Source organism: Pseudomonas sp. GW823-FHT02F05 (genome assembly GCF_058797315.1).
The window spans coordinates 106,590-121,407 of sequence record NZ_JBXAJM010000016.1; the positions used below are offsets into that span (position 1 = coordinate 106,590).

Genomic DNA, 14,818 nt, shown 5'->3' on the forward strand with positions numbered 1-14,818 from the left:
CGAGGTCGACTATGCACATTCATATTCTGGGTATCTGCGGTACGTTCATGGGTTCGATGGCGGTTCTGGCCAAAGAGCTGGGCCATCACGTAACAGGCTCCGATGCCAATGTTTATCCACCCATGAGCACGCAGCTACAGGCGCAAGGGATTGAGCTGACCCAAGGTTACGACCCTTCGCAATTCGACCCGGTGCCGGACCTGGTCGTCATCGGCAACGCCATGTCTCGCGGCAACCCGGCGGTGGAATACGTACTGAACAAAGGCTTGCCTTACGTCTCCGGCCCCCAGTGGCTGGCGGACCATGTGCTGCAGGGCCGTTGGGTCCTGGCAGTGGCGGGCACTCACGGCAAGACCACCACCAGCAGCATGCTGGCCTGGGTGCTGGAGCATGCAGGCATGAGCCCGGGTTTCCTGATTGGCGGTGTGCCGCAGAACTTCTCGGTATCGGCGCGCCTTGGGGAGACGCCGTTTTTTGTGATCGAGGCCGATGAATACGACAGCGCCTTTTTCGACAAGCGCTCCAAGTTCGTCCATTACCGCCCACGCACAGCGATCCTGAATAACCTTGAGTTCGATCACGCGGATATCTTCCCCGATCTGCCGGCGATTGAGCGCCAGTTCCACCACGTGGTGCGCACTATCCCAAGTGAGGGCCTTGTCATTCATCCCACCACCGAGCCTGCGTTGCAGCGTGTGATCGACATGGGCTGCTGGACCCCGGTGCAAACTACCGGCGCGGACGGGCAGTGGCAGGCGAGGTTGCTCAGTGAAGACGGTTCGCGGTTTGAAGTGCTGTTCGAAGGCCAGCCCCAAGGCATCGTCGATTGGGGCATGACCGGCCAACACAACGTGGCCAACGCTTTGGTGAGCCTGGCTGCCGCTCGGCATGTTGGCGTGGTGCCAGCCATGGGCATTGCCGCCTTGAGCGCATTCAAGAGTGTGAAGCGGCGCATGGAGAAAGTCGCTGAAGTAAATGGAATTACCATCTACGACGACTTTGCCCACCACCCGACCGCAATTGCCACCACCCTGGATGGCCTGCGCAAGCGCGTCGGCGATGCGCAGATCATTGCCATCGTCGAGCCGCGCTCCAACTCCATGAAGCTGGGCGCGCACCGTGATGGCCTGCCCGAGAGCGTCAACGATGCCGACCAGGTGGTGTGGTATGCGCCGGCCAACCTCGGCTGGGATTTGCCCGCGATTGCTGCGCTATGCACCGTGCCCTCCACAGTCTGCGATTCGTTGGAAGGCATCATTGAGCATGTGAAATCCTTGGCCCAGCCCGGCACCCACGTGGTGGTCATGAGCAACGGCGGCTTTGGCGGCCTGCACGGCAAGCTGGCCGAGGCACTGAAATGAGCGGGCCGGAACGCATCACCCTGGCGATGACCGGCGCATCCGGTGCGCCCTATGGCCTGCGCCTGCTCGATTGCCTGGTGCGTGAAGACCGTGAGGTGCATTTTCTGATCTCCAAGGCGGCGCAATTGGTGCTGGCGACTGAGACCGATGTCGCGCTGCCTTCCAAAGTGCAGATGATGCAGGCATTCCTCACCGAGTACACCGGCGCAGCGGCGGGGCAGATCAAGGTTTACGGCAAAGAGGACTGGATGTCGCCGGTAGCCTCAGGCTCCGGTGCGCCAGCGGCGATGGTGGTGGTGCCGTGTTCCACCGGCACCTTGTCGGCGATTGCCACGGGCGCCTGCAACAACCTGATCGAACGGGCGGCGGACGTGACCTTAAAGGAGCGCCGCCAATTGATCCTGGTGCCGCGCGAAGCGCCGTATTCGAGCATTCACCTGGAGCACATGCTCAAGTTGTCGAACATGGGCGTGACCATCCTGCCCGCGTCGCCAGGCTTCTATCACCAGCCACAGACCATCGATGACCTGGTGGACTTTGTGGTGGCGCGCATTCTCAACCTGTTGAACATTCCCCAGGACATGCTGCCACGTTGGGGCGAGCACCATCTGGGCGGCGATGAATAAAGCACTGCTGCTGTTGATGGCGCTGCAACTCACCGGCTGTGCCACAGCGCGTACTCTGGATGCCGCGCAACCGGGCGCCCCGGTGGTGTATGCCGGCACACGCCTGGATCTGTACGCGATCAATGGCGGCTGCTGCGCCAAGGACCGCTTTGGTGCCGAGGCCCCGAGCTATCCCCATCTCGACCTGCCGGCCAGCGCGTTGCTCGATACCTTATTGTTGCCACTGTCGGTGTTGACGGTGCTGGGGGTTGGCTTCAACGCCACGGGCGGACTGTAAGATAAGGGCTACCTGGGTGGATCGTTCCCACGCTCCGCGTGGGAATGCAGTCGGGGACGCTCCGCGTCCCAAGCATGACGCAGAGCGTCATAACCGGCGTTACCACGCAGAGCGTGGGAACGATCCATACAAGCCCTGCATCATTACTTGCCGAGCTTGCGCAACTCGTCCGATTCCACCACCCGCACGCCATCCTGTTCTTCCAGCGCCAGGCGCCACATGGCGCGGGCCAGTTCGCAGACCTCAATACCGTGGTACTTACCGGGAATCAGCCGTGACAGCGGCCCGGCCAACTGCTCGGCCAGGCGCGGTTCCAACCGCTCCCCCAGCAGCAGCGAGGGACGTACGATGGTCAACTGCGGCCAGTCTTGCGCTCTCAGCGCCAGTTCCATTTCCCCCTTGACCCGGTTGTAGAACACCGAGGATTTCGGGTCGGCGCCAATCGCACTGATCACGATCATATGCCGCGCGCCCAGTTCCCGTGCGCGCTTGGCGAAGGCCACCACCATGTTCAGGTCGACCGCACGGAACGCCGCTTCCGAGCCGGCCTTTTTGATCGTGGTGCCCAGGCAGCAGAAGGCAATATCCACGCGGCCGCTCAGTTGCGGCAGGAACACCGCCGGGTCGCCCACCGGGTTTTCCAGGCGTGGATGTTCAGCCAATGGTTTGCGGCTGGGTGCCAGCACGCGGGTCACGGTGGGTTCGTTGAGCAGGCGGTCGAGCAGGTGTTCGCCAGTGAGGCCGGAAGCCCCGGCCAGCAAGATATGCTGCGGTGTCAGGTACATGGTGTTTCCCCCTTGTTACACGTTACAGCTTAGTTGCCTTTGGCTTCCTTGCTATTCATTGAGACGCTTTCGAGCGCCTTTCGTGCCTGCTGTTTACGTAATAATTGCCAATGGGCGATCACGCCTTTAGGGGCCAAGATCTGCGGTTCGGAGGCTTCGAAGTTGTCCGCCTGTTCGCGTTCGGCCACGTGCAGTTGCGCCAGTTTGAAGGCGTGTTGCAAATCATCCGTCTGGTTGAAAGCTTGTGCGAAAAGGGCATCACCGAAGTAGGTGAAGTCTGCTTCTTCCGAGCAGCCGAATGACACGCGGTCTGCACGGGAGGCGGTCATGATCAGGGTGCGCTCATCTTTGAGCGCCGGTATGAAACCGCCGGAGTAACACGCGGAGATCACGATGACCTTGTCGCGGTTTTTCAGCGGTGCGAGCACGGCGGCCAGCTCGTCGGCGGGCAGGTCGGCCAGTTCCATGCGCGGTTGGTCGAGCACCAGCTCATGCTCATGGGTGCCATGGCTGGTCATGTAAATGAACACCAGGTCTTCCGGCCCGGTCCGTTCGGCCAGGGTTTGCACCGAGCGGCGCAGGCTTTCACGGGTGGCCAGGGGGCGGTCGGCGATATGGTCGCGGTGGTTGACCAGGCGCACCTGCCCGCGCGCGCCGAAGCGGGTGGCGAGCAGGTTGCTGACGTAATCGGCCTCGCGCAGGAACACGCTTTGTTTGCCGTCGCCGGCCAGCACCAAGGTGTATAGCTCCACGGCCGGAGTGGACGCGGGCACTGTCGCCAGGGCGTCATCAAGCAAGCGGCCTTGAGCCAGTATGCCGGTCTCCAGAGGGTCGGGCAGCAGCTTGCCCTCGGCGTCGCGCACGCGCAGGCCGTTGACCCAGGTGCCGGACTGCACGGTGCCGTCGGTGAGTACCAGGGTGCCACGGCCTTGATAGTTGTCGCTGTCGAAGCCACCGATATAGAAACTGCCATCGGTGAGGTTCAGGCGCCCTTCGCCGGTAAAGCGCCAGTCACTGAACTGGCCGACATAGTGGCTGCCATCGACCCCGATCAATTCGCCTTTGCCGGTCAGCGCGCCTTCCTTGAACTGGCCGATCCACACATCACCGTCGGCGTTCTCGTAGCGGCCTTTACCGTTGAGCTGGTTCTGCTTGAATTGGCCGACATAGATATCGCCTTCGGCGCTATTGAAAGTGCCATTGCCTTCCAGTTGTCCATCGACAAAGCGGCCGCTGAACTGGTTGCCGCTGTCGTCATTGCGCTGGCCTTCGCCATTGGGCTTGCCGTGGGCGAACTGGCCCTGGTACTGACTGCCGTCGGCCAGTTCCAGGCGGCCGAGGCCTGAGTACTGGTCGTCCTGGAATTCGCCGCGATAAGTCATCTGCCCTTCTTTGAGGGTGCCTTCGCCGTTGCGTCGGCCGTTCTTGAAACCGCCCACGTAGCTGCTGCCCGAGGTGGTCAGGCTACCCTGGCCGTCAAACAGGCCCTGCTTGAATTCACCTTTATAGACTTCGCCATTGCTGCCATGCCATTCGCCCTGGCCGTGCCACTGGCCTTTGTCGAACTGGCCGGCGTACCAACTGCCGTTGGGGTAGTCCACACGGCCTTGGCCTTGCAGCAAACCGTTGACCACATCGCCACGGTAGCGGCCGCCATCGGGCAAGCGCGCATCGGGCGGCAACAGCGATTCGCCGTCTCCGCAAGCGGTGAGCAACAGGGCAAGGGCAAGGGGAGCGAGTGGGCGCATAGCGGGATCCGGATAATTGAGCGCCGAGTATGCCGTAGCCGGGGTGCCGAACCTAGTGGTCTATGCGCAGGATCCATCACCTGTAGGAGCGGGCTTGCCCGCGAAAACTCACAGGCGCCGCATTTGTTCAGCAAGCACGCGTTATCGCTGACGACCTTCGCGAGCAAGCTCGCTCCTACAGTGGGGGTGTGGCGATCATACGAAGCAGAGTGACAGCGACTCGGCAATATAGGCCGGCTTCTCCTGACCTTCGATTTCCAGGGTGGCGGTGGCCTTGAACAGCCATTGGCCCGGTTTTTTCTCGGTGACGTCAGTGAGGGTGACGTTCAGCCGCACCTTGGAGTTTACTTTCACCGGCTGGATAAAGCGCACGCTGTCCAGGCCGTAGTTGACGGCCATCTTCAAGCCTTCGGGCATGATCAGGATGTCTTCCATCAGCTTGGGCATCAGCGACAGTGACAGGAACCCGTGGGCGATGGTGCTGCCGAACGGGGTTTGCGCCGCCTTGACCGGGTCGACGTGGATGAACTGATGATCGCCGGTGGCTTCCGCGAACAGGTTGATACGCGCCTGGTCGATGGTGAGCCATTCGGAACGTCCCAGTTCCTTGCCGACGTAATCTTTGAGCTGCGCTACGGGTACATAGGGCATTGCGTCTCTCCTTGGTTCATCACTTATGTGCCCGTTGATAAGGGGCGTTTTTATGGGTTACAGAGAACCAATGTAGATCATCATGGGCAATCAGCCTGGTCAACCCAACATGCTTTTGGCGAATGCCGGAGCATAGGGCGGGCATGCTTATAATGCGCGCGAGTTTTGAGGGGGAGAGCGGGATGCTGTTACGTGGCCTGACCTGGCTGGTGCTGTTTCAACTGATCGGCACGGCGATCAATCATTTACTGGTGCCGGTACTGCCGGGGCCGATCATCGGCTTGTTGCTGATGCTGGGCTTTCTGGTCTGGCGCGGTGAAGTCGGCGAGCCCCTGAGCCTGGCGGCCGGCAGCCTGTTGCGTTACCTGCCACTGCTGCTGGTGCCGCCGGCCGTGGGAGTGATGGTGTATGCCAAGGACATCGTGGCGGATTTCTGGGCCATCGTCGGGGCGTTGGTGGTGTCGCTGGTGATCGCCATGGGCTTTGTCGGTGTGCTGATGCAGCAGATGGTCAAGCGCAAGGAGAAGGACCAATGATCCTCGACTGGCAGGGCGCCTGGACGGCGGTCATTCATCACCCGCTGTTCGGTATCGGTATCACCCTGGGCGCCTATCAACTGGTGCTGGCGGGGTTCGAGAAAACCCGCTGGATCTTCCTGCAGCCGGTGCTGGTGTCGATGCTGCTGGTGATCGGCGTGCTGCTCACCTGCGGGCTGAGCTACGCCGAATACCGCAAGAGCACCGAGATCATGGGCATCCTGCTGGGGCCTGCCACAGTGGCCCTGGCGGTGCCGCTTTATCTGAACCTGCGACGGATTCGCCAATTGTTCTGGCCGATATTTACTACGCTGGTGGTAGGCGGGGTATTGGCCACCGGCCTTTGTGTGGCGTTGGGATGGTGGTTCGGGGCCGAGCACAGGGTGCTGATGACCATGGCGCCCAAGTCGGTCACCTCGCCGATTGCCATGCTGGTGGCCGAGCAGATCGGCGGCGTGGCGGCCTTGGCGGCGGTGTTCGTGTTGATCACTGGGGTGGTCGGCGCGATGATCGGTCCAGCGCTCTTGTCGCGCCTGGGTGTACGCAGCCCCGAAGCGCGGGGCATGGCCCTGGGCATGACCGCCCACGCCGTCGGCACTTCAGTAGCCCTGCAGGAAAGCGAAGAATGCGGCGCCTTCGCGGCGCTGGCCATGAGTTTGATGGGCGTGGCCACGGCGGTGTTCCTGCCGTTGGCGGTGTCGGTCATTGTTTAACCCAGGTTTTAAGGAAGCCGTTATGAGTCTGGCGCTATTCCCCCTCAACACTGTGCTGTTCCCGGGCTGCACCCTCGACTTGCAGATATTTGAGGCGCGCTACCTGGACATGATCGGCCGTTGCATGAAAAAGGGCGAAGGCTTTGGCGTGGTGTGCATCCTTGAAGGCTCGGAAGTGGGCACGGCCCCTGACGGTTATGCGCTTGTCGGTTGTGAGGCGCTGATTCGTGACTTCAAACAGCAGGACAACGGCCTGCTGGGCATTCGCGTCGAAGGTGGCCGTCGTTTCCGCGTGCGTGAGGCCGGCGTGCAGAAAGACCAGTTGCTGGTGGCCGATGTGCAATGGCTGCAAGAATTGCCGGACCAGCCGCTGGGCGAAGAGGACGCCGACTTGCTGGCGTTGCTTGAGGCCTTGGCCGAACACCCGATGGTGGCGTCGCTGGACATGGGCGGCCAGGCCGAAGGCCAGCAAGCCCTGAGCAATCAGTTGGCCTATCTGCTTCCATTTAACGAGGCCGACAAGATCGACTTGCTGCAACTGGACGACCCAGGACAGCGCCTGGATGCGATCCAACTGTTGCTCGATGAATTGCAGGGTGAACTGTTCACCTGATGTTCGGATTTGTCTGGCAGGACTTTCAGACTTTGGTCGGTCGCCTCCACTGCGCCGCCTGCACTATTTTCCGATCGCACAACAATGATCGGAGATAACCATGATTCGGCTGACCCCCTCGGAACAAGTCGCGTGGGACGCTTATTTTGTCAGCGTGACCACGCAATTACTCCAGCAGGAAGCCACGCGTGGCGCGGAGTACATCACCGAGCGCGCCGCCGAAATGGCCGATGAGATGCTGCTGGAGCGCCGCGAGCGTTACGCTGAACGGCGCAGCGCCTCCGTGGACTGGATCGGCCCGGCCAAGGGTCAATAGGCGTACCTGAGCAGTGCGTGGGGCGTACCGGTAAAGGCGATGAAACCGAGCACGGCCACCACGGCGGGCAGCACCAGCCACCAGGCTTTTTGCGACATGGCTGGCAATGGTCTGCGGTGCTCGATTGCCGTCAGGCTGAACGCACACACGGTCATTGCCAGCAAGGTGCCGGCCAGGATGTCCGTGGGCCAATGGGCGCCCAGGTACACCCGCGACAAGGCAATGAACGCCGCGGGAATGCAGCCCAGCAGCATCCAGGTCAGGCGCAGCCGCGTAGGTTGGCCGCGACCGGCCAATACCGCGAGCGCCAGGAAGAAGGCAAAGGCCCCGGAGGCATGGCCGCTGGGCATGCTGAAGCTGGTCAGCGGGTCCGTTAGGATTTCCGGGCGGCCACGGGCGAAAAACAGCTTGGTGCCGGTGTTAATCACTGCCGCGCCAGCGAGGGTGGCGCCGACAAATACGGCGTGGTGCCACTGCCGTGCCAACAGCAACAGGCCAGTGAACACGGCGCTGGCGAAAAACATCTTCTTGAACTCACCCAGTTGGGTGACCCGCACCATCACCTCGTCCAGCCACGGGCTGCGATGTTCCTGCACCAGTGCGCTCAGGCCCTGGTCGAAGTCATTGAGATGGGGGTAGCCGATAAACAGCGCGATCAACAACACCAGGCTGGCGCAACCAATCCACAAGGTGGTGCGCCGATGCCCGCGCCAACTGCTGTTCAAACTCATCCCCAGCAACACCGCGAGACACGCCGCGATAATCGCCGCTTCCGGCCAGAAGCCTTCCGGCAAGGGCAGACGGAACGCGGCGCCGGCAGCCCAGCCCGGCAGCAGATAGGCCACGGTCCAACCCGCTGCGGCAATGATGCTCACAGCGGCAAAGCGCGGGAAGGGCATGTCGCACATGCCGGCGACCATGGGCAGCATGGGACGCAATGGGCCGATGAAGCGCCCGACCAACAAGCTGGCGATTCCGTACTTGTGGAAGTAGGTTTCTGCGCCGTTCATCCATTCAGGATGCTGGCGCAGGCCGGGCAGGCGCCGGATGTTCTGATGGAAATGGCGGCCCAGGTAATAGGAAACGCCGTCGCCCAATAAGCCGCCGAGGAAGCCCAGCAGCAGGGTTTCACTCAGCGACAGCGCACCGCTGCCAGCCAACGCGGCGATTGCAAACAGCAATACCGTGCCTGGCACGATCAACCCGGCAATCGCCAGGCATTCCACACACGCGACAATAAACACCGCCGCTGCCAGCCATTGTGGGTTGAGGGTCAACCAGCCGGTGATGCTATCGAGCCATTGGCCCATACAATCCACTCCATGCATACAAAACAGAATTTGAGACGGTGAAATTCAACTGTGGGAGCTGGCTTGCCGGCGATGGCTGCGGCATGGCCAGCATTGAAGTTGCCTGACACACCGCTATCGCAGGCAAGCCAGCTCCCACATGGGATGTGTCGCGCGTTAAATCAAAAAATAATCCCGGCCTTCGACCTGCCCCCGACGCAGCGGGTTCCGCGTGCAATAAGGCGCATAGCCAGCATCGACGAAACGGTACATCAAGTGCTCATCGCGCCCGCTGGGAATGCCCAGGCGCGTGGTCTGGATAATCTGCGTGGGCACCTGGCCCACGTCTTCGACATACAGCAGTTCCTGATCGAAGCGCTTGGCATCCCACATCGGCACTTTCAGGCCCAGTGCCTTGCACAGCAGCGTCTGGCCTGCACACAGCTTCTGCGAGGGGCGTGGGCTGCCGTCGGGATTGGGGTTGTTCAACAGCATCTGCGCCAGGCTCGCCGCCCCGGAAATTTCGTCGACCCAGGGATAGGCCGATTTGATCAGCACGGCATTGCCCGGGCCGTGGGCGCTGAAGTTCAACGAATCACCGCCACGGGCGTAGTACATGTAGATATGGCCACCATCCAGAAACAAAGCCTTACGCTTTTCTGTGTAGCCGAGTGAGGCGTGGCTGCCTTTTTCGGCCACGTAATAGGCTTCGGTTTCAATAATTCGCGCCGAAAGCCAGAGATCGCCCACACGATGACGAATGACTTTTCCGAGTAATTCACGCGCAAGCAGTTGGGCATCGCGGTCGAAGAAGCTATCGGGCAGCGGGCTGGCGGGGAGCAGCGGGGGAAAGTCGGGCATGGCGGTCAAGGGTTGATACGGCTAAATGTGACCGAATCATAACAACTCTCACCTTAATTACGGCTGAACCTGGGGTTTTTACAGTTCATTTCGACCATCCGCCCCTCACCGCTGTCAGTCGGGCGGCGTCACAGCTATAATCTGCCGCTTTCCTCTTTGCCAAGACTCCCTGACCATGACTGAGTCCGTTCTTGACTACATGACCCGCCTGGGTCGCGCTGCCCGGCAGGCCTCGCGGTTGATCGCCCGTGCGAGCACCGCGCAGAAGAACCGTGCGCTGCTGGCGGCTGCGGATGCTCTGGATGCTTCGCGCTCCGAGTTGACCGCCGCCAACGAGCTGGACCTGGCCAATGGGCGCGCTAACGGCCTGGAGCCAGCCCTGCTGGACCGCCTGGCGCTGACCCCGGCACGTATCGACGACATGATCGAAGGCCTGCGTCAGGTGGCCAAGCTGCCTGACCCCATCGGTGAAATTCGCGACATGCGCTACCTGCCGTCCGGCATCCAGGTGGGCAAGATGCGCGTGCCCCTGGGCGTGATCGGCATCATCTATGAGTCGCGTCCGAACGTGACCATCGACGCCGCGAGCCTGTGCCTCAAGTCTGGCAACGCCACTATCCTGCGTGGCGGTTCCGAAGCGATCAATTCCAACCGCGCCATCGCCGCCTGCATCCAGCAGGGCCTGGCCGTGGCCGAGTTGCCGGCTGAAGTGGTGCAAGTAGTGGAAACCACCGACCGTGCTGCCGTGGGCGCGCTGATCACCATGCCGGAATTCGTCGACGTGATCGTGCCGCGGGGTGGCAAGAGCCTGATCGAGCGCGTCAGCCGTGATGCCAAGGTGCCAGTTATCAAGCACCTGGACGGCGTCTGCCATGTGTTCATCGACATCGCCGCCGACCTCGACAAGGCGATTCGCATTGCCGACAACGCCAAGACCCACCGCTACGCGCCGTGCAACACCATGGAAACCCTGCTGGTGCACGCTGGCATTGCCGAGCGTGTGCTGCCGCCGCTGGCCGCCATCTACCGTGACAAGTCGGTAGAGCTGCGCGGTTGCGAGCGCACCCGTGCGCTGCTGGGTGCGGACGTCATCGAGGCGACCGAGCAGGACTGGTACACCGAGTACACGGCCCCGATCCTGTCGATCCGCATCGTCGACGATCTGGACCAGGCCATCGAACACATCAATACCTATGGCTCCAAGCACACCGACGCCATCGTTTCCGAGCATTTCAGCGATGCCCGGCGTTTCCTCAACGAAGTGGATTCCGCTTCGGTGATGGTCAACGCCTCGACGCGTTTTGCCGACGGCTTCGAGTACGGCCTGGGGGCTGAGATCGGTATTTCCACCGACAAGCTCCACGCACGCGGCCCGGTGGGCCTCGAAGGGCTGACCAGTGAGAAGTACGTGGTGTTTGGCGACGGTCATGTGCGCACTTGATGACTAAACGCATCGGGCTGCTCGGCGGTACTTTCGACCCCGTGCACATCGGCCATTTGCGCAGTGCCCTCGAAGTTGCGGATGCCCTTGCGCTGGATGAGCTGCGCCTGCTGCCCAATTTCCGGCCGCCCCATCGCGACACGCCGCAGGTGGCCGCCGAGCAACGCCTGGAAATGGTGCGTGTTGCCGTGGAAGGTATATCGCCGCTGGTGGTGGACGATCGCGAACTCAAGCGCGATAAACCGTCCTACACTATCGACACTCTGGAGCTGATGCGCGCCGAATTGGCCGCGGATGACCCACTGTTTCTGCTTTTGGGCTGGGACGCATTTTGCGGCCTGCCCTCTTGGCACCGCTGGGAGGAACTCCTCCAGCATTGCCACATCCTGGTTTTGCAACGCCCGGATGCCGACAGCGAACCGCCGGATGCCTTGCGCAACCTGCTGGCCGCGCGGTCGGTAAGTGACCCCTTGGCCCTGACCGGGCCGAACGGGAATATTGCATTCGTCTGGCAGACCCCGCTTGCGGTGTCCGCCACCCAGATCCGTCAACTGCTGGCCAGCGGGAAGTCGGTACGTTTCCTGGTGCCTGACGCGGTCCTGGCCTACATCGATGCGCACGGGCTGTACCGTGCGTCGAACTGAAAAGGCGCGCTTGAACGCACGAACCGTGCAGCAAGCGCCCGAACATACGAGCAAAACGAGTTTTATATGACGAACAAAGACGTAAGCAAAGTTAAGCGCAAAGGCACCTTCAAAAGCGCGCCGCTGCCGGTTGAAGCCCATGTCGGCCCGGAATTGGCTGGCGAAGAGCTGGTGAAAGTCGCCGTGGCTGCCCTGGAAGACGTTAAAGCCCAGGACATCCAGGTGCTGGACGTGCGCGACAAGCAGAGCATCACCGACTTCATGATCATCGCCACCGGTACCTCCAACCGCCAGATCGGCGCGATGCTGGACAAGGTTCGCGAAGCCGTCAAAGCCCAGGGCGTCAAGCCACTGGGTGAAGAAGGCAAGGGCGACAGCGACTGGGTGCTACTGGACATGGACGATGTGATCGTTCACATGATGACCTCCAACGCTCGCCAGTTCTACGACCTGGAACGTCTGTGGAAAGGCGCCGAGCAGAGCCGTGCCGCTGATGGCAAGCACCACAGCCCGGAAGTGGGCCACGCGCACTTCGACAAGCTCAACAAAGACCAGGAATAAGGAACGGCTGTGCGCCTGCGTCTGATCGCTGTCGGTTCACGCATGCCCAAGTGGGTGGAAGAAGGCTGGCACGAATATGCCAAGCGTCTGCCCGCTGAGCTGTCGCTTGAGCTGGTGGAAATACCGCTCAATACCCGGGGCAAGAACGCCGACGTGGCGCGCTTTATCCGTCAGGAAGGCGAAGCCATGCTGGCCAAGGTCGGCCCCAATGAGCGCATCGTCACCCTTGAAGTGCACGGCAAGCCCTGGAGCACCGAGCAACTGGCGGTGGAACTGGATCGCTGGCGCCTGGATTCGCGCACGGTCAATTTCATGGTCGGCGGCCCGGAAGGGCTGGCGCCGGAAGTCTGTGCGCGGGCCGATCAGCGCTGGTCGCTGTCGGCGCTGACGTTGCCGCACCCGTTGGTAAGGATTCTGATCGGTGAACAGCTGTATCGCGCCTGGACAGTTCTGTCCGGGCACCCTTACCACAAATAGTCTGCGCCGCCCCCGATGACCCAGCCGATCCGCATCAAGGACCACGAGAAAGACGCACGTCTGGTACGCGCGCGGGTGGTGTTCGGTGCTGTCTTGGTGGTGGTGCTGATGTGCGTGCTGATTGCGCGGCTGTATTTCCTCCAGGTGATCCAGTACGACTATCACTCCACGCTGTCGGAAAACAACCGGGTGCATGTGCAGCCGATTCCCCCGACCCGTGGGCTGATTTTCGACCGCAATGGCGTAGTGGTTGCCGATAACCGGCCCAGCTTCAGCCTGAGCATGACCCGTGAACGCTCCGGCGACTGGAAGCAGGTCCTCGATGTCATCGTCGAGGTGCTGCAACTGACGCCGGAAGACCGGGCCGTCTTCGAGAAGCGCATGCGGCAGGGGCGCCGGCCGTTCGAGCCGGTGCCGATCCTGTTCGAGCTGACCGAAGAGCAGATCGCCCGTATTGCGGTGAACCAGTTCCGCCTGCCGGGTGTGGAAGTGGTGGCGCAGTTGGTGCGGCATTACCCGCAAGGGCCGCACTTTGCCCACTCCGTTGGCTACATGGGGCGGATCAACGAGAAAGAGCTGAAAACCCTCGACCCGATCAACTACAGCGGCACCCATCACATCGGCAAAACCGGTATCGAGCGCTTCTACGAGGCCGAGTTGCATGGCCAGGTAGGTAACGAGGAAGTCGAGACCAATGCGCGTGGTCGCGTATTGCGCGTGCTCAAGCGCACCGATCCGGTGCCTGGCAAGGACATTGTCCTGAGCCTGGACATCAAGTTGCAGGAAGCTGCCGAGATGGCCCTGGGCGGTCGGCGGGGTGCCGTAGTGGCGCTGGACCCGAAGACTGGCGAAGTGCTGGCGATGGTCAGCCAGCCCAGCTTCGACCCCAACCCCTTTGTGACTGGCATCAGCTTCAAGGCCTACGCCGAGCTGCGTGATTCCATCGACCGGCCACTGTTCAACCGTGTGTTGCGCGGCCTGTACCCGCCGGGCTCGACCATCAAGCCGGCGGTGGCGATTGCCGGCCTGGATGCTGGCGTGGTCACGGCCTCAAGCCGGGTGTACGACCCTGGCTACTACATGCTGCCCAACTACGACCACAAGTACCGTAACTGGAACCGCTCCGGTGACGGCTATGTCGACCTGGACACCGCGATCATGCGCTCCAACGACACCTATTTTTACGACCTGGCCCATAAACTTGGAATTGATCGGCTGTCTGCCTACATGGGCAAGTTCGGCCTCGGTCAGAAAGTCTCCCTGGACATGTTCGAAGAATCCCCCGGCCTGATGCCGTCGCGGGAGTGGAAGCGTGCGACCCGCCGCCAGGCGTGGTTCCCCGGCGAAACCCTGATCCTGGGTATCGGCCAGGGCTATATGCAGGCCACTCCGCTGCAACTGGCCCAGGCCACGGCGCTGGTGGCGAACAAAGGCGTGTGGAACCGACCGCACCTGGCCAGAACCATCGAAGGCGAAAAGCCGGTGGACGACAATCCGATTCCTGACATTGTGCTGCGTGACCCGTCCGATTGGGCCAAGGTCAACCACGGCATGCAGCAGGTGATGCACGGCGCTCGCGGCACTGCGCGCAAAGCGGCAATTGGCGCTCAATACCGCATTGCCGGCAAAAGTGGTACCGCCCAAGTGGTCGCGATCAAACAAGGCGAAAAGTATGACCGCTCCAAGGTGCAGGAGCGCCACCGCGACCACGCCTTGTTTGTCGGCTTTGCCCCGGCGGAAGACCCGAAAATCGTGGTGGCAGTGATGGTCGAGAACGGCGAGTCCGGCTCCGGCGTCGCGGCCCCAGTGGTACGCCAGGTGATGGACGCCTGGCTGCTGGCCGACGATGGCCGGCTCAAGCCCGAGTATGGCGGCCCCCCTTCAAGCCCCGAGGTTACGGCCCGTGAAGAGTAATTTTG

17 protein-coding genes are annotated in these 14,818 nt (G+C 61.8%); 12 read left to right on the forward strand and 5 right to left on the reverse strand.

What is annotated here, in order from left to right; genetic code table 11:
- The first annotated feature begins 11 nt into the window (after nt 1-11).
- From mpl to AC1RAC_RS19660, 3 genes are read left to right on the forward strand one after another with little or no spacing between them, the layout of a single operon-like run.
- Nucleotides 12-1,361 (forward strand): UDP-N-acetylmuramate:L-alanyl-gamma-D-glutamyl-meso-diaminopimelate ligase, encoded by a 1,350-nt coding sequence (mpl, locus tag AC1RAC_RS19650; protein WP_492616905.1) that lies wholly within the window; start codon nt 12-14, stop codon nt 1,359-1,361.
- Entirely contained in the window at nt 1,358-1,987 is a 630-nt protein-coding gene (gene ubiX, locus AC1RAC_RS19655; protein WP_032895136.1) for a flavin prenyltransferase UbiX, read from the forward strand. The genes mpl and ubiX overlap by 4 nt, the downstream gene beginning before the upstream one ends.
- A complete protein-coding gene (locus AC1RAC_RS19660; protein ID WP_003194502.1) occupies nt 1,980-2,264 on the forward strand; it encodes a YceK/YidQ family lipoprotein in 285 nt (94 codons plus the stop codon). The genes ubiX and AC1RAC_RS19660 overlap by 8 nt, the downstream gene beginning before the upstream one ends.
- 143 nt (nt 2,265-2,407) lie before the next feature.
- On the opposite strand, the gene AC1RAC_RS19665 is transcribed toward AC1RAC_RS19660, so the two are convergent.
- The 3 genes from AC1RAC_RS19665 to AC1RAC_RS19675 all read right to left on the reverse strand — a co-directional run bounded on the left by AC1RAC_RS19665 (nt 2,408) and on the right by AC1RAC_RS19675 (nt 5,448).
- Nucleotides 2,408-3,049 carry an oxidoreductase gene (locus tag AC1RAC_RS19665; protein WP_492616906.1) on the reverse strand — a complete coding sequence of 214 codons (642 nt, stop codon included), beginning with the start codon at nt 3,047-3,049 and terminating at the stop codon, nt 2,408-2,410.
- A gap of 29 nt (nt 3,050-3,078) precedes the next feature.
- The gene (locus AC1RAC_RS19670; RefSeq protein ID WP_492616907.1) at nt 3,079-4,797 is read right to left on the reverse strand and encodes a C13 family peptidase; all 1,719 of its coding nucleotides are present in this window, start codon (nt 4,795-4,797) and stop codon (nt 3,079-3,081) included.
- 195 nt (nt 4,798-4,992) lie between these two features.
- Nucleotides 4,993-5,448 (reverse strand): MaoC family dehydratase, encoded by a 456-nt coding sequence (locus AC1RAC_RS19675; RefSeq protein ID WP_003194496.1) that lies wholly within the window; start codon nt 5,446-5,448, stop codon nt 4,993-4,995.
- A 182-nt stretch (nt 5,449-5,630) separates the two neighbouring features.
- On the opposite strand from AC1RAC_RS19675, the gene AC1RAC_RS19680 reads away from it, so the two are divergent.
- The 4 genes from AC1RAC_RS19680 (at nt 5,631) to AC1RAC_RS19695 (ending at nt 7,626) form a co-directional block, all read left to right on the forward strand.
- The gene (locus AC1RAC_RS19680) at nt 5,631-5,984 is read left to right on the forward strand and encodes a CidA/LrgA family protein (RefSeq protein ID WP_054918124.1); all 354 of its coding nucleotides are present in this window, start codon (nt 5,631-5,633) and stop codon (nt 5,982-5,984) included.
- The gene (locus tag AC1RAC_RS19685; protein ID WP_034126899.1) at nt 5,981-6,697 is read left to right on the forward strand and encodes an LrgB family protein; all 717 of its coding nucleotides are present in this window, start codon (nt 5,981-5,983) and stop codon (nt 6,695-6,697) included. The genes AC1RAC_RS19680 and AC1RAC_RS19685 overlap by 4 nt, the downstream gene beginning before the upstream one ends.
- Nucleotides 6,698-6,719: 22 nt before the next feature.
- Nucleotides 6,720-7,310, forward strand: coding sequence for an LON peptidase substrate-binding domain-containing protein (locus AC1RAC_RS19690; RefSeq protein ID WP_057975552.1), 591 nt, complete (start codon nt 6,720-6,722; stop codon nt 7,308-7,310).
- Between the two features lie 100 nt (nt 7,311-7,410).
- Nucleotides 7,411-7,626, forward strand: coding sequence for a hypothetical protein (locus tag AC1RAC_RS19695; RefSeq protein WP_034126901.1), 216 nt, complete (start codon nt 7,411-7,413; stop codon nt 7,624-7,626).
- Here the strand turns inward: AC1RAC_RS19695 and AC1RAC_RS19700 are convergent.
- Entirely contained in the window at nt 7,620-8,936 is a 1,317-nt protein-coding gene (locus AC1RAC_RS19700) for a bifunctional DedA family/phosphatase PAP2 family protein (protein ID WP_492616908.1), read from the reverse strand. The genes AC1RAC_RS19695 and AC1RAC_RS19700 overlap by 7 nt on opposite strands.
- A 156-nt stretch (nt 8,937-9,092) precedes the next feature.
- On the reverse strand, nt 9,093-9,776 hold the full coding sequence (locus AC1RAC_RS19705; RefSeq protein WP_054918120.1) for a DNA-3-methyladenine glycosylase: 684 nt from the start codon (nt 9,774-9,776) through the stop codon (nt 9,093-9,095).
- Nucleotides 9,777-9,951: 175 nt separating this feature from the next.
- On the opposite strand from AC1RAC_RS19705, the gene AC1RAC_RS19710 reads away from it, so the two are divergent.
- The 5 genes from AC1RAC_RS19710 to mrdA all read left to right on the forward strand — a co-directional run bounded on the left by AC1RAC_RS19710 (nt 9,952) and on the right by mrdA (nt 14,813).
- Nucleotides 9,952-11,217: a glutamate-5-semialdehyde dehydrogenase gene (locus tag AC1RAC_RS19710; RefSeq protein WP_034126904.1), complete on the forward strand. Its 1,266-nt coding sequence runs from the start codon at nt 9,952-9,954 to the stop codon at nt 11,215-11,217.
- Nucleotides 11,217-11,861 (forward strand): nicotinate-nucleotide adenylyltransferase, encoded by a 645-nt coding sequence (gene nadD / locus AC1RAC_RS19715; protein ID WP_003194480.1) that lies wholly within the window; start codon nt 11,217-11,219, stop codon nt 11,859-11,861. Before AC1RAC_RS19710 ends, nadD begins: the two co-directional genes overlap by 1 nt.
- Nucleotides 11,862-11,927: 66 nt before the next feature.
- Nucleotides 11,928-12,422 carry a ribosome silencing factor gene (gene rsfS, locus AC1RAC_RS19720; protein ID WP_003176298.1) on the forward strand — a complete coding sequence of 165 codons (495 nt, stop codon included), beginning with the start codon at nt 11,928-11,930 and terminating at the stop codon, nt 12,420-12,422.
- Nucleotides 12,423-12,431: 9 nt separating this feature from the next.
- Nucleotides 12,432-12,899, forward strand: a complete 468-nt coding sequence (gene rlmH / locus AC1RAC_RS19725; RefSeq protein ID WP_003176297.1) for a 23S rRNA (pseudouridine(1915)-N(3))-methyltransferase RlmH — start codon at nt 12,432-12,434, stop codon at nt 12,897-12,899.
- A 15-nt stretch (nt 12,900-12,914) separates the two neighbouring features.
- A complete protein-coding gene (gene mrdA, locus AC1RAC_RS19730) occupies nt 12,915-14,813 on the forward strand; it encodes a penicillin-binding protein 2 (protein ID WP_034126905.1) in 1,899 nt (632 codons plus the stop codon).
- The last annotated feature ends 5 nt before the right edge of the window (nt 14,814-14,818 follow it).

Coding starts and splice junctions, on each gene's coding strand:
- mpl (WP_492616905.1), top strand. CDS start 12: ATGCACATTCATATTCTGGGTATCTGCGGTACGTTCATGGGTTCGATG.
- ubiX (WP_032895136.1), top strand. CDS start 1,358: ATGAGCGGGCCGGAACGCATCACCCTGGCGATGACCGGCGCATCCGGT.
- AC1RAC_RS19660 (WP_003194502.1), top strand. CDS start 1,980: ATGAATAAAGCACTGCTGCTGTTGATGGCGCTGCAACTCACCGGCTGT.
- AC1RAC_RS19665 (WP_492616906.1), bottom strand. CDS start 3,049: ATGTACCTGACACCGCAGCATATCTTGCTGGCCGGGGCTTCCGGCCTC.
- AC1RAC_RS19670 (WP_492616907.1), bottom strand. CDS start 4,797: ATGCGCCCACTCGCTCCCCTTGCCCTTGCCCTGTTGCTCACCGCTTGC.
- AC1RAC_RS19675 (WP_003194496.1), bottom strand. CDS start 5,448: ATGCCCTATGTACCCGTAGCGCAGCTCAAAGATTACGTCGGCAAGGAA.
- AC1RAC_RS19680 (WP_054918124.1), top strand. CDS start 5,631: ATGCTGTTACGTGGCCTGACCTGGCTGGTGCTGTTTCAACTGATCGGC.
- AC1RAC_RS19685 (WP_034126899.1), top strand. CDS start 5,981: ATGATCCTCGACTGGCAGGGCGCCTGGACGGCGGTCATTCATCACCCG.
- AC1RAC_RS19690 (WP_057975552.1), top strand. CDS start 6,720: ATGAGTCTGGCGCTATTCCCCCTCAACACTGTGCTGTTCCCGGGCTGC.
- AC1RAC_RS19695 (WP_034126901.1), top strand. CDS start 7,411: ATGATTCGGCTGACCCCCTCGGAACAAGTCGCGTGGGACGCTTATTTT.
- AC1RAC_RS19700 (WP_492616908.1), bottom strand. CDS start 8,936: ATGGGCCAATGGCTCGATAGCATCACCGGCTGGTTGACCCTCAACCCA.
- AC1RAC_RS19705 (WP_054918120.1), bottom strand. CDS start 9,776: ATGCCCGACTTTCCCCCGCTGCTCCCCGCCAGCCCGCTGCCCGATAGC.
- AC1RAC_RS19710 (WP_034126904.1), top strand. CDS start 9,952: ATGACTGAGTCCGTTCTTGACTACATGACCCGCCTGGGTCGCGCTGCC.
- nadD (WP_003194480.1), top strand. CDS start 11,217: ATGACTAAACGCATCGGGCTGCTCGGCGGTACTTTCGACCCCGTGCAC.
- rsfS (WP_003176298.1), top strand. CDS start 11,928: ATGACGAACAAAGACGTAAGCAAAGTTAAGCGCAAAGGCACCTTCAAA.
- mrdA (WP_034126905.1), top strand. CDS start 12,915: ATGACCCAGCCGATCCGCATCAAGGACCACGAGAAAGACGCACGTCTG.